This window comes from Xanthomonas sp. DAR33341 (assembly GCF_003992815.1).
GTDB lineage: Bacteria > Pseudomonadota > Gammaproteobacteria > Xanthomonadales > Xanthomonadaceae > Xanthomonas > Xanthomonas cissicola.
Window position 1 is genome coordinate 244219 of record NZ_QEYV01000012.1, and the last position, 13184, is coordinate 257402.

Genomic DNA, 13184 nt, shown 5'->3' on the forward strand with positions numbered 1-13184 from the left:
GGCATAGCATGGAAACCCTGCGATATCGCTTTGACGGACAGCGTGGCGCACGCGCCGGGCTGGAACACGCGCTGGTCGGTGTCGTGGCCTCCGGCAATCTGGAAGTGCTGGTCGAGCGCGTGCCGCTCGAGGGCGCGATGGAAATCGACATCCTCACCGCCGCACGCGGCTTTGGCGCGATCTGGCAGGCAGTGCTGGACGATTTCGCCGCGCGTCACCCACTGCGCGACGTACGCATCAGCATCAACGATGTCGGCGCCACGCCGGCGGTGGTGAGTTTGCGCCTGGAACAAGCGTTGGATGTGCTGGAGGGAGCCGACGCATGAGCCGCCACTGTCACCCGGTAGGAGCGCACCAGGGCGCGACGGGCATTCCCGGTAAGGCTTCAGTCGCGCCCCGGTGCGCTCCTACGCAAGCGATCGGGAGATACGCATGAGCACCACCGTTCCCATGGCCCAGCGCAGCTACTACGAAGCCGATGCCCGCGAACGTATCGATGGTCTGCTGGATGTCGGCAGCCTTCGCGAATTCGTTGGCCCGCGGCGCCGCCTGATCAGCCCGCATCTGGCACAACTGGAGACACCCGGCGCCTTCGATGACGGCATCGTGGTGGGCGAAGGCACCTTACGCGGCCGCAATGTCTTGATCGCTGCGCAGCAAGGCGCCTTCATGGGCGGCGGCGTGGGCGAAGTGCATGGCGCCAAACTCACCGGCCTGCTGGAACGCGCCGCAACCACGCAGCCGGCAGCGGTGCTGTTGCTGCTGGACACCGGCGGCGTGCGTCTGCATGAGGCCAATGCCGGGCTCATCGCCATCTCCGAAATCATGCGAGCCACCTTGAGCGCGCGTGCCGCCGGTGTGCCGGTGCTGGCCTTGATCGGCAGCGGCAACGGTGCGTTCGGCGGCATGGGCATCGTGGCGCGCTGCTGCAGCGCAGTGATCATGTCCGAAGAAGGCCGCTTGTCGTTGTCCGGCCCGGACGTGATCGAAACCGTGCGTGGGGTGGAAGAGTTCGACGCGCGCGACCGTGCCCTGGTGTGGCGCGTGACCGGCGGCAAACACCGCTACCTGCTGGGCGAGGCGCAAACGCTGGTGGCCGATCGCATCGATGCCTTCGCCGATGCGGCGCTGGCTACCCTCGATGCACTCACCGAAGCGACGGGTGAGGCCGCATTGCAGGCGCTGGAGCGTGCGCAGCAGCAATTGGCAGCGCGCATCGATGCGTACGGCGATTGCCGCGACGGACTGGAGATCTGGACGCGCCAGGGCATTGTCGATGCGCAGCGCCTGCCGCTGCTCGATACCGAGGCCTTTCTTGCCGCAACCGCAGACCGGAGCCTTCCATGGACCTGAGCCGCTTGCTCGATCAGCTGTTTCCGCTCGGTCACGCCATCGCGCGCAACGACGATGTGCTCACCGGCAGTGCAACCACCGCCGCTGGCGACGTCACCGTGATCGGTACCGCCAACAAGCTCGAAGTCGGTGTCGATCACGCCTTGGCCTTGGCTGCCACTGTCCTGGCAAGTACCCGCGCTCACCCGCAGCGCCCGATCGTGATGCTGGCCGACACTGCCGGGCAGCGGCTGGCACGGCGCGACGAATTACTCGGCATCAACGGCTATTTCGCACATCTGGCACGTGCGCTGGAGTTGGCACGCAGGCGCGGGGCGCGGCTGATCACGCTGGTCTACGGCGAATCGGTCAGCGGTGGGTTCCTGTCGTTCGGCTTGATGGCCGACCATATCCATGCATTGCCCGATGCGCAGATCCGGGTCATGGATCTGCGCGCGATGGCGCGCGTGACCAAGCAATCGGTCGACACCTTGCAGGCGTTGAGCAAGAGCTCGCCGGTGTTCGCGCCAGGCGTGGAAAATTACGTGCGCATGGGCGCGGTGGAATCGCTGTGGGAGGGCGATCTGGCGCAGGCGCTGCTCGACGCACTGGCTGCCCCGGTCGACGGCGACCAGCGCCGCGCGCGCGGCGCGCAACGCGGCGGGCGCACGCTGGCGCGCGATGTCGCCAGCGCCGTGGTTGCGGGCGAGGCCTGAGCATGGCCGGCCGCCACGCCCTGGTGTGGTTACGCGAGGATGCGCAGTGGCAGGCCGTCACGCCTGGCGCGCAGACACGGCTGCAGCAGTGGTTCGGGGCCGGCCTGCCAGCGGTGGTGGCGCGTGGCGATGGCAGTCAGGCACCAGGCACCCTGCGGCTCGGCGTGCCGCTGCCGCCCAGTGAAGGCAAGCAGCGTCTGGCCCTCCAGGCGCACGTGGCCGGTATCGCACGCTGCACCGCTCCACTGACACTGGATGCCGTGATGCCACATGCGCCTGTCGCGGTGCAGCCGGCACTGCAGGCCCTGCTCGCTCAAGCGCACGCGCATGCGTTGCACCCGCACGTCTTCGGGAGCTTCGCCTGGCAAGCCCTGACCGGCCTGACGTATGTGCATGCGCAATCGGATCTGGATCTGCTGTGGTCCATCCAGACGCCCGAGCAAGCGTGCGCGGTGCTCACGCTGGTGCAGCGCTGGGAGCAGCAGCACGGGCTGCGTGCCGATGGCGAGCTGCGGTTGCCCGATGACAACGCGGTGAACTGGCGCGAGTACGCCGGCAACGCGCAACAGGTGTTGGTGAAATCCAACCAGGACTGCCGGCTGTTGCCGCGTGCTGCGCTGTTTCCGGCCCGGAGTGCGGCATGAGCGCACAGCTGCAGCAACACTGGGTTGCCAGTGCGCTTGCACTGCCGCGCGATGCTGCCTACCAGCTCGGCCGGCTGGCGGTTGGCGCCCTGTATGCAGAACTGGCCTGTGCGCCCAAGCCGGGCTTGGTGACGCCGTTCGACAGCGGCAGCCACACCGACATGGATGCAGCCACCTTCGTGCGTAGCCTGTTCGCCTTGCGTGGCTATTTTGTCGCCATTGCCCAGGCCGGCATCGACCACGCGCCGTTCGAGCGGCTTCGCGAGCTGGGCATCGCGGCCGAGTCCGCGATGTTGCGCGCGACCTGTGGCGTCAATACCCATCGCGGCGCGATTTTCAGCCTGGGCCTGCTCACTGCGCAGGCTGCACGCCTGCGCGGTGAGCAGCGGCGGCGCCCCACTGCAGAACAGGTCTGCGATGGCGTACGCGCCTGGCGCGATGCATTGCAGGCTGCACCGTTGGACCCGCACAGCCATGGCCAGCGCGTGCGTGCGCAATACCGCATCAGTGGCGTGCGCGAACAAGCCGCGGCAGGGTATCCGGTGCTGCGCGAGATCGCCCTGCCTGCGTTGCGTACCGCGCTTGCGGGGGGTGCCACGCGTGAAGCGGCGCTGGTGCAGACCCTGATGCAGCTCATCGCCCAGGTGGACGATCTCAATCTATTGCATCGTGGCGGGCCGGAAGGCCTGGCATTCGCCAAGGCGCAGGCGAATGCCTTCCTTGCCGACGGCGGCATTGCCCACCCGCAGTGGCGCGCGCAGTTGCATGCCATCGGCCAGCAGTTTGTCGCCCGTCGCCTGAGCCCTGGCGGCAGCGCGGATCTGCTGGCCTGTGCATGGTTCCTGCATCGGCAGGAGCTGGCATGAGCCGCGCTTGCTCGCTGGCTGCAAAACAGGTGGTGCCTGCGAAGCGGCAATGCCGCGGCGTTTTGCTCGCAGCCGCAACGGCTGCTGACCTGCCTGCCGTCGCGACAAGCGGCGCACGTTGTCCCTCGGTCAATCTCCGCGTCCAGGTTTCCCGGCGGCACATCGCGCGCAATCCGGAACACGACAGGCTGCGCGCACGACATTCCTGCGAATGCAGTCAGGCCACCGCATGAGCCTGGCCTTGCTCTGCCCGGGCCAAGGCGGCCAACACGCCGAGATGTTCGCGCGTGTCGCAGACGCGCCTGCGGCGGCCGCCGTCTTCGCCAGCGCACAGCGCGTGCTTGGCGTCGCACCACAAGCACTGGCTGCAGATCCGGGCCGCTACGCCAACGCCATCGCTCAACCACTGGTCTGCGCCGGCACGCTGGCGCATTGGCAGGCACTGTGTGCGCAACTCCCCACGCCGCTGCTGGTGCTCGGTTATAGCGTTGGCGAGCTTGCCGCACATGCGGTGGCCGGCAGCATGTCCATCGCCACCTGCCTGCAGCTGGCGGCGACGCGTGCCCGGTTGATGGATGCGGCCAGCCCGCAGCAGGCAGGGCTGATGGCGGTGATCGGTGTGCCACTGCGCGCCCTGGAAACGCTGTGCCAGACGCACGGCGCGGCGCTGGCCATCATCAACGGCGACGATCACGCCGTGCTCGGCGGCCCGCGCGCTGCATTGCAGGCGCTTGGCGAGGCTGCCAGCGCACAAGGTGCGCGCGTCACGCTGCTGCCGGTCGGCGTGCCGGCGCACACGCCGTGGTTGAGCGCGGCCGCCGAAGGCTTTGCCATTGAACTGGCCACCGCACAGCTCGCCGCGCCCAGGCTGCGCGTCTTGGCAGGCATCGATGCACGTACGGTCGGTACGCAGGCCTTGGTGGTCGACACGCTGTCCAGACAGATCGCGCAGACCGTGCGTTGGTACGACGTGCTGGTACAAGCCGCCGAACGCGGCGCACGCGTGTTCCTCGAACTCGGCCCCGGCAGCGCATTGGCGCGGATGGCGCGCGAGGTGCTGCCGGCATGCGAAGCGCGCTCGGTGGACGAATTCCACAGCACCCACGGTGTTCTCGAATGGGTCATGGCTGCGTGCGAGCGCGCGGCATGACGATCAGGCAGGTGCTGCACACGGTGTGACCCCAGGGTGGCGGGCGGCCATCCGTGTTGTACGCGTATCAGGTGTCTGGGAGGGCGCATGACCCCGCAAATTGCAACGATTCTTGGCTTGGTGATCATGTTCATCGTCGCCACCGCATTGCCCATCAACATGGGTGCGGTGGCCTTCGCGCTGGCCTTCATCATTGGCGGCGTGTGGGTGGGGCTGGAGGGCAAGGAAGTGCTGGCCGGCTTTCCGGGCGACCTGTTCCTGACCCTGGTCGGCATTACCTATCTGTTCGCCATCGCACAGAAAAACGGCACCATCGATTTGCTGGTGCACTTGGCGGTGCGCGCGGTACGGGGGCGCATCGTCGCCATCCCCTGGGTGATGTTCGTCATCACCGGGCTGCTGACCGCCTTCGGTGCGCTGGGGCCGGCAGCGGTGGCCATCATCGGGCCGGTGGCGCTGCGCTTCGCCAAGCAGTACCGCATCAACCCGTTGATGATGGGCCTGCTGGTGATCCACGGTGCGCAAGGCGGCGGTTTCTCGCCGATCAGCGTGTATGGCGGCATCACCAACAAGGTGGTCGAAAAAGCCGGGCTGGACGTCAGCGAGATGGCGGTCTTTCTCACCAGCCTGGGCTTCAACCTGATGATGGCGATCATCTGCTTCTGCGCCTTCGGTGGGTTGAAGTTGATGCGCCGGCAGGAACTGTCGCTGGCCGATGCGCAGTACGTTGCGGTTGCCGGCGACCAGGCATCGCACCGCGGCTTCGCGATCGAAGGGCATGGTGCGCTGGTGGCGCCGGGCGGCGGCACCTTGTCCACCGACCCGCTGGCATTGGAGGCGGTGTCGATCACCCGCGACCGCGTGATCACCTTGATCGGCCTGCTGGGTCTGGGCGTTGCTGCGCTAATCTACAACCTCAACGTCGGCCTGGTCTCGATCACGGTGGCGGTGGCATTGGCGCTGATCTCGCCCAACGCGCAGAAAGGCGCGGTGGACGGCATCAGTTGGTCCACCGTGCTGCTGATCAGCGGCGTGGTGACCTATATCGCCGTGCTGGAAAAATCCGGTGCGGTGGACTACATCGGCACCGGCGTGTCGCACATCGGCATGCCACTGCTGGGCGCGCTGCTGGTCTGCTACGTCGGCGGTGTCGTCTCTGCATTCGCCTCATCGGCAGCGGTGCTGGGCGCCACCATTCCGTTGGCGGTGCCCTTCCTGATGCAGGGCCAGTTGGGCGCGGCCGGGGTGATCTGCGCGCTGGCCGTGTCCTCCACCATCGTCGATGTCAGCCCGTTTTCCACCAACGGCGCGCTGGTGGTGGCCTCGGCCGCCAAGGAAGAACGCGACGGCCTGTTCCGCCGCTTCCTGATCTACAGCGGCCTGGTGGTGTTGCTGGGGCCGCTGGCGGCGTGGCTGGTCTTCGTGGTGCCGGGCTGGCTGTGATGCGGTCCGCACGCCACAGCGCAGCGTGGCGCCCACGTAGAATGGGCGCCCCGACCCGATGCCGACAGCCTGCCCGCCATGACCCTCGCTCCTGATTCGCGCGCCTCGAAAAAGCGCGTGCCGCTGTACGAGGAAGTGGCCGAGCGCCTGCGTCAGAAGATCTACGAGTACGCGCTGCCGCCGGGCGAGTGGATCGACGAGCCGGCCCTGGCCGAAGAACTCGGCATCAGCCGCACGCCGTTGCGCGAAAGTCTCAAGCTGCTCGCTGCCGAAGGCCTGGTGCAACTGGATGCCGGCCGCGGTAGCCGGGTCACCCGGCTGACGCTGGAAGACCTCAACCAGTTATTCCCGGTGATGGCGATGCTGGAAGGCCGCTGCGCGCACGATGCGGTCAAGCGCATCGATGCGTCCGGCGTGCAGCGCTTGGAAGAGCTGCATGCGGCAATGGAAGCCGCATCGGCAGCCGGCGATGTGGCCGAGTATTACCGCAACAATTACCTGATCCACGAAACCGTGCAGCAGTACGCCGGCAATCCCTGGTTGATCCGGGTGACGCACGATCTGCACCGCATCTTGAAGATGCACCGCGGCCGTCAATTGCTCACGCCCGGGCGCATGGCGCAATCGCTGGCGGAGCATCGCCAACTGATGGACTGCGTGCGACGCGGCGATGCCGAAGGCGCCGAGCGCACCATGCACGGGCACCTGCTGAGCCAGGGCCAGGCCCTGGCAGCGTATGTCGCGGCCGGCGGCATGTTGAACGTACCGGCGCCGTTGCCGCGGGTCGGTGGGGTGTAGACGTTGGCGCTGTCCGGGCGCATCACCACGCGCACCGGGATCGCACTTCCTTCTCCCATCGGGAGAAGGTGCCCGAAGGGCGGATGAGGGGACGTCGACACCCATCACCGGCAATGCCCGATTGCCAATCCCCCATCCCCGCCGCCTATTCCCCGCTCAACGCAAGCAAGTCTTCCACGCGTTCGATCAACTGCGTTCCGGCCAACCCGGCGAACACGTCCGGATGCGCATAGCCCCACGCCACTGCGGCAAACGGCAAGCCCACGACCTGTGCGGCTTCCCAGTCGGCGACCTGGTCGCCCACATACACCGCTTGCGACGCAGTGTGCCCGGTGGCACGTAGCACACGACGTAAGGCGCGTTGTTTGCCCAGCAGATGCGCGCCGCCTTCGATAACGGCAAATGTGGCGCTCAGCTCTGCGGCTAGCGCGCGCCGCACGTTCTCCACGGAGTTGGACGACACCACGGCCAGCCGGGTGCCCCGGGCATGCAGCGCGCTCACGGTGTGGGCAATGCCGGGAAACAACGCCACCGGTGGCGCGGCGCGCATGAGCCGGATGAAGTCGGCCGCCACCCATGGCACGCGCCACGTGCTCAGGCCCGATGCCTTGAGCAATTCGCGCGTGCTCAATCGACGGGCATCGTCGACTTCATGCGCTTGCGCCGCGCGAAAGCCATGCCGTTCGGCCAGCAGCCGCTGCGTGCTCAGGAAAAAACCAAACGAATCGGCAAGCGTGCCGTCGAAATCGAAAATGATCAGGGCGGGCATGGCAACGCGCAGGGCAGGGCGTCATAGCCTAACCAGGGATGATGCCGGCACCCACGCACACAGGTAACCACATGTGCGCGCAGGCGATGTCACGCGGTAACAGCAACGTGGCGCGCAGTCGTCAGCTTTGAAGGAAGGCTCGCAGCGCCCGCCCGGCGGCGAGCGCCGTCGGTAGGACAGCTGCGCTCAGGCTTCGGCGAAGTGCGGCACGATCGGCGCATCGCTCTGCGCGCTCTGTTCGATCACCTTGCGCTGCATCGCAGCCAGGTACGCGTCCAGCTCTTCGGTGGAGGCGAACACGTCGCTCAACGGCACCGCCTTGACCATGTCGAAGACCTTGCGGATCTGCGGCTGCGGGTTGCTCACCAGCACCTTGCCCTGGCGCGTGGCCAGCGCCTTGCGCGCCTTGAAGATGCAGCGGATGCCGGCGCTGGAGATGTATTCCAGTGCGCTCAGGTCCAGCACCAGCGTGGTGATCAGGGTGCCCAGCAGCGGCGACAGCGCCGCGTCCAGATCCTGGTAGGTGTGGGTGTCCAGGCGCCCGGTCAGGATGACGCGTTGACGGGTGTCCTGCGGCGGGTCGATCTGAATGGCGAGCGTGGTCATGACAGGGCCTCGGGGACAGGGGCGTACGGGTGCAGCAGGGTGACGCGCACGACGTTATATGCACCATCGCGGCGGTAGTCGATGTGATCGGCGAACTGATGGACCAAAAACAACCCCAGCCCGCCGATGGCGCGGTCGTCGAGCTCGTCGGTCACCTCGGGCATGGGCGCGGCGCAGGGGTCGAAGGCGCTGCCCGCATCGTGCATTTCCAATACCAGCGCCTGGGCGTCCAGCTGCAGCTGCAGGCGCAGCGGCTGTGCGGCGCACTGGCCGTGGGTCAGTGCGTTGCAGCCGAGCTCTTCCACGATCAACCGCACCTGGCCGATGCGCTCGGCGTGCAGGCCCTCGAGCGTGAGCGACCGTTCCAGCGCATCGTTGGCGCCGGCCAGCTGGGCCAGCGATGGCGCGATGGCCAACTCGAGCTTCATGCAGTCGTTGCCTTTCCGGGCGCGTCCCGGCCAGCGTGTGCGACCCGCCCAGCATGCTCCTGGCGCAGCCGGATCGCCAGCAGCGTGATGTCGTCGTACGGATCGGCCGTGCCGGTGAAACGGGCGATATTGGCGATCACCGCCTTGCACTGCGCCGCCGCGCTGCGGCGCGGGTGCAGCGCCGCCAGCAACCGCTCCAACCCGTAGCTGGCGCCGCGCTCGTCCATCGCCTCGGTCACGCCATCCGTGTAGCCCAGCAAGGTCTGCCCGGCGCTCATGCGGCCCTGCAGCACCGGATAGGACTCCTGCGGCTCGATCCCCAGCGGCGCGCCGGTTTCCAGCGGCAACGGCCGTGCCGTGCCGTCGATATCGATCAACAGCGGCGGCTCGTGCCCGGCGCTGGCCAGCCAGTAGTCGCCGCTCACCACGTTGATCAGGCCGCACAGCACGGTGGCGAACATGCAGGTCTCGTTGTTTTCGGCCAGCCGCGTGGAGGCGGCGATCAAAATCGCATCCGGGCGCGTGTACCGCCGCGCGGCAATCTCCAGCACGCTCACCGCGCGCGCCATGAACAAGGCCGCCGGCACGCCCTTGTCGGAGACATCGCCCACCACGAACCACAGCAGGCCCGGTTCGGTTTCCACGAAGTGGTAGAAATCCCCGCCCACCGCCTTGGCCGGCTCCAGCCACGCGCAGGTTTCCAGATGCGAACTGGCGCGGTCGAAGGTGCGCCCGGAAGGCAGCATCGCCTGCTGGATTTCGCGCGCAATCTGCAGTTCGCTGTGCATGCGTTCGCGCGCGGCGGTCATCTCGCCGATCTCGGCGATGTGGTGGCGGATCGCATCGCGTGCGCTGTCGAAGGCGCGTGCCATCACGCCCACCTCGTCGTCGCGTTCGATGTGCGGTAACGGGTACTCGAATTCGCCACGACGAAAATGCTCGGCGGTGTCGGTCAGTTCTTCGATCGGTCGCGTCAACTTGCGCGTGATCCGCCGCATCAACCACCACCACACCATGGCGCCCAGCAGCGCGGCCAGCGCCACCCATGCCGCCAGCCAGTTCAGACCGGCCAGCACGTAGCCTTCGGAGGCCGACAACACGAAGGTCCAGCCGCTGCGCCCCACCGCTGCGCTATGGGTCAGAAAGCGCTCGCCGTCGGGCGCGGTATGCGAAAACGAAATCGGCTGGCCGGCTGCCAAGGCGCGTTGCAATGGCCGCAGGTCCGGGCGCGAACGGGCCACATAGGCCGCGAGCGAGTGGCGCAGATTGAGTGCCGGGTCGGGGCTGAAGACCAGCAGGCCTTCCGGCGACAGCAGCATCGTCTGGATGCCGATATCGCGAGGCAGCTGATCGATGATCTCGCGCAGGTGCTGCAACGGCAAATCCACGCTGACCATGCCCACCGGTGCGGCATCGGGCGCATCGCCGGGCCGGCGCAGCGGCAGGTTGTAACTGGTGTAGAGGCCGCCGCCATTGGCGTCCATGTAGGGCTCGGACCACCATGCCCGGCCCTCGCGCTGGGTACGCAGATACCAGGGCATCGCCCGATAGTCGTACCCCAGTTCCAGCGCGGATTTTTCCGCCACGCGTGTGCCGTTGCGATGCACGTACCAGACAAACCCGGTGTCGCCGGCCTTTTGCGTGCGCCGCTCGATGATCAGGCGCGCTGCACCGATATCCGGATCGCCGGTGAGCGTGGCCAGCAGCAATGCACGCAAATTGAACGGCTGCAGGCCGACCCCGCCGCTGCTGGCCGCCAACGTGCGCCCGCTCACCTGCACCGAATCCAGCATCGCCGCCAGGCTGCGCGCAGTCTGTTCGGTCAGGCCATCCACCTCGGTGCGCGCCGCGTCCACCAGCTCGGCGCGCGCGCCCAGGTAGAACACCGTGCCCAGCACCGTCAGCAAGGCCACCAGCACCGCGGTGGCCGCCAGCAGCACACGCATGCGCAAGCTGCGACGCCACGGCATGCGCGCGGCGACCGATGTCCGGGGTGGCAGTGATCGCGGGCGATTGCGCATGGCGCACTCTTCGTGGCAGCAGCTGCGCTGGATCATGGCAGCTTTGCTGCCATGCACAACTCTCTAGCAGCCTCATCCTCACGTGGTCGCGATTGACCGGCCGAACGCGAGCGGACTAGATTGGCCGTCCACTTGCCACGGAGGCCGGCCTTGCGCCAGATGTTGACCCCAAGCCTGCTGGCCCTTTTGCTTACGGCCTGTCACTCCCCGGAGACCAGCATGACCCAGACCCATTCCTCCGCCACCGAGGCCACTGCAGCAGCCGACGTTCAGGCCGGCGGCCGCGGTCTTGCCAGGTTGAATCCGAGCCCGCGTAAGGCCTACGAGGTCACGCTCACCTTGGACAAGGCGCCCGGCGCGTTTGGCCTGGTGGAGGCTGCGGCGCAATACGATGTCAGCAACGAGCAGGAATGCGGCAGGATCCAGCCGGAAACCGGCACGGCCGGCCGCATCACCAGTCAGGAAACTGTGGCGCTCAAGAAGATTTCCGAGACCGAGTACCGCGGCACCCTGTATCTGGATCTGATGCAGGACGAGGACTACTACGGTCGCGGCGTGTGCCATTGGGAATTCAGCGGCGCCAGCGTGCTGCTCAAGGCCACCGGTGCCGAAGAAGAGACGCGGTTCTTGTCGTTTATCGAAGCCGCAACCGTGACTGGACAGAAAGCATCGAGCAAGTACTACTGGAGGGAGCGTTACCCGCGATCGGAAATGAGTGATTTCCCTGATATGGGCAAGCGCAATATCGAAGAGTTCAAGCCAGAGATTCGCGACAAGCTGTTCACCATCACGTTGGCTGCCAAGGAAGTTGCGCCATGAGCATTCCTTCACCGCAATACGCCGGTCTCTCCGATGACGTTTATAAGGATCGTGCGGTAGGCCGCCGCGCCCCGGGGCAAGAAGAGATCGTCACAATTGAAGGACAGCGCTACGCTGTCCTCGAGCATGTCAACCATAAATCCACCGGCTACCAGGGCACGATCTACCGCCGTGAGGGGAGTGGCGAAATCGTTGTTGCGCATCGGGGCACCGAAGGTGCGGCCAACGACATTCTCACCGACGCCACCATGGTCACCTCGCGGACTAATCCGCAGGCAGCCGATGCGTTGGCATTGACCAAGCATGCCTTGGGTTACGCGAAGGAATTCGGCAAGGAAGAAGGACGTACGCCGGAAGTCACCGTCACCGGCCACTCGCTCGGCGGTGCGCTTGCGCAGGTGTCCGCACACCACTACGACCTCAAGGGCGAAACCTTCAACGCGTACGGCGCGGCGAGTCTGAGTTACCGCATTCCGGAGGGTGGCAATAGCGTGATCAATCACGTCATGGCATCGGACCCGGTCAGCGCGGCATCGCCGCACTTCGGGCAGGTACGCATGTATGCCAAGCCAGATGAGATCGCCACCTTGAGCGGTGCCGGCTACAGCAACAGCAAGGCGAACTTCCTGATCCCGGATTACCCGCTGGTTGCTGCCGGCGGCTCGCTCGGGGCGCACAAGCTGGGCAACTTTCTGGGCGAACATTCTGCGCTCAGGGACCCCAACGCGCGCCCGCTTGCGGAGCAGAACAAGCGCATGATCGAGGAGTACCGCAGCGATATCGATGGGCTGCGCACCGGTACCACCATCCTCACGCGCAGCGCGCGCGGCCTCGGCCAGGACGCCATCGACGCCATCCGCGGCCCGCTCGCGCCGGGCGAGCCGGCCAAACGCGACCCACGCGAGCATGGCAACGGCCACACCTCCTTGCGGATCGATCAACCCGGACACGTGGGCAATGGCTTGTTTCAGGACGCCCAGCGCGGCGTGCATGCGCAGGACGCACGTGCCGGGCGCACGCCCGACCAGCACAGTGCGCAGTTATCGGGTTCGCTCGCATCGGAAATGCATGCCGCCGGTGGCCGGCGCATCGATGCGGTGATGATGAGCCCGGATGCCGCACGCACCTTCGCCGTGCAGGGCCGCGTCGACGACCCGGCACAGCTGCGCGTGAGCGTGGACACCATGACGGCAATGAATACTCCGCTGGAACAGAGCAGCCAACGCGTTGCCGAAAACGCGGCGCGTCAGTCGGCGGTATTGGAACAGCAACAATCGCAGACCCAGCAACAGCAGCAGGGCGCACGCGCACTGGGCTAAGGGGAGCGGGGCATGGAGCTGCCGCGTTTGCGTGCAGTGACACACCCGGCTGCCGCCCATGCCGCCCATGCCACACGCCGCCCGGACTGCACATCGCCACCATCGAACGTTGCATCAAGACGCCGGGCCTGCCCGGCGTTTTTGCGTTCGTTCGCGCAGTAACGCGCACCGCCGCTGCTGCATCTGCACAACAACCGGCCGGCACGAGGTCTGCGAACGCAAGCTTTTCCTGCGTCGAGATATGCCACAACTCGCCCGTACCTATAGCGGCCT

Annotated in this window: 14 protein-coding genes; 10 read left to right on the plus strand and 4 right to left on the minus strand. The window is 66.7% G+C overall.

Annotated features, from left to right (window positions below):
• Window positions 1–8 precede the first annotated feature (8 nt).
• From mdcC to EO156_RS03150, 8 genes are all read left to right on the plus strand, one after another.
• Complete coding sequence (gene mdcC / locus EO156_RS03115; RefSeq protein ID WP_016850335.1) at window positions 9–326, plus strand: malonate decarboxylase acyl carrier protein; 318 nt, start codon at window positions 9–11, stop codon at window positions 324–326.
• Between the two features lie 124 nt (window positions 327–450).
• On the plus strand, window positions 451–1353 hold the full coding sequence (locus tag EO156_RS03120; RefSeq protein ID WP_015471677.1) for a biotin-independent malonate decarboxylase subunit beta: 903 nt from the start codon (window positions 451–453) through the stop codon (window positions 1351–1353).
• Entirely contained in the window at window positions 1344–2048 is a 705-nt protein-coding gene (mdcE, locus tag EO156_RS03125; RefSeq protein ID WP_003483259.1) for a biotin-independent malonate decarboxylase subunit gamma, read from the plus strand. Before EO156_RS03120 ends, mdcE begins: the two co-directional genes overlap by 10 nt.
• 2 nt (window positions 2049–2050) lie before the next feature.
• Window positions 2051–2692, plus strand: coding sequence for a malonate decarboxylase holo-[acyl-carrier-protein] synthase (gene mdcG / locus EO156_RS03130; protein ID WP_016850586.1), 642 nt, complete (start codon window positions 2051–2053; stop codon window positions 2690–2692).
• A complete protein-coding gene (mdcB, locus tag EO156_RS03135) occupies window positions 2689–3558 on the plus strand; it encodes a triphosphoribosyl-dephospho-CoA synthase MdcB (protein ID WP_016850587.1) in 870 nt (289 codons plus the stop codon). The genes mdcG and mdcB overlap by 4 nt, the downstream gene beginning before the upstream one ends.
• A 229-nt stretch (window positions 3559–3787) precedes the next feature.
• Window positions 3788–4708, plus strand: coding sequence for a malonate decarboxylase subunit epsilon (gene mdcH, locus EO156_RS03140; protein WP_029827989.1), 921 nt, complete (start codon window positions 3788–3790; stop codon window positions 4706–4708).
• Between the two features lie 87 nt (window positions 4709–4795).
• On the plus strand, window positions 4796–6151 hold the full coding sequence (locus tag EO156_RS03145) for an SLC13 family permease (protein WP_016850555.1): 1356 nt from the start codon (window positions 4796–4798) through the stop codon (window positions 6149–6151).
• Between the two features lie 78 nt (window positions 6152–6229).
• Window positions 6230–6949: a GntR family transcriptional regulator gene (locus tag EO156_RS03150; RefSeq protein WP_016850556.1), complete on the plus strand. Its 720-nt coding sequence runs from the start codon at window positions 6230–6232 to the stop codon at window positions 6947–6949.
• Window positions 6950–7094: 145 nt separating this feature from the next.
• Here the strand turns inward: EO156_RS03150 and EO156_RS03155 are convergent, their stop codons facing one another.
• The 4 genes from EO156_RS03155 to EO156_RS03170 form a co-directional block, all read right to left on the minus strand.
• Window positions 7095–7718, minus strand: a complete 624-nt coding sequence (locus EO156_RS03155; RefSeq protein ID WP_016850557.1) for an HAD hydrolase-like protein — start codon at window positions 7716–7718, stop codon at window positions 7095–7097.
• A 186-nt stretch (window positions 7719–7904) separates the two neighbouring features.
• Window positions 7905–8324 (minus strand): STAS domain-containing protein, encoded by a 420-nt coding sequence (locus tag EO156_RS03160; protein ID WP_003483275.1) that lies wholly within the window; start codon window positions 8322–8324, stop codon window positions 7905–7907.
• Complete coding sequence (locus EO156_RS03165; RefSeq protein WP_016850558.1) at window positions 8321–8752, minus strand: ATP-binding protein; 432 nt, start codon at window positions 8750–8752, stop codon at window positions 8321–8323. Before EO156_RS03165 ends, EO156_RS03160 begins: the two co-directional genes overlap by 4 nt.
• Window positions 8749–10773: a SpoIIE family protein phosphatase gene (locus tag EO156_RS03170; RefSeq protein ID WP_078585835.1), complete on the minus strand. Its 2025-nt coding sequence runs from the start codon at window positions 10771–10773 to the stop codon at window positions 8749–8751. The genes EO156_RS03165 and EO156_RS03170 overlap by 4 nt, the downstream gene beginning before the upstream one ends.
• A gap of 219 nt (window positions 10774–10992) precedes the next feature.
• On the opposite strand from EO156_RS03170, the gene EO156_RS03175 reads away from it, so the two are divergent.
• Window positions 10993–11592 (plus strand): hypothetical protein, encoded by a 600-nt coding sequence (locus EO156_RS03175; RefSeq protein WP_005923806.1) that lies wholly within the window; start codon window positions 10993–10995, stop codon window positions 11590–11592.
• Window positions 11589–12911 (plus strand): XVIPCD domain-containing protein, encoded by a 1323-nt coding sequence (locus tag EO156_RS03180; protein WP_016850790.1) that lies wholly within the window; start codon window positions 11589–11591, stop codon window positions 12909–12911. The genes EO156_RS03175 and EO156_RS03180 overlap by 4 nt, the downstream gene beginning before the upstream one ends.
• Window positions 12912–13184 lie beyond the last annotated feature (273 nt).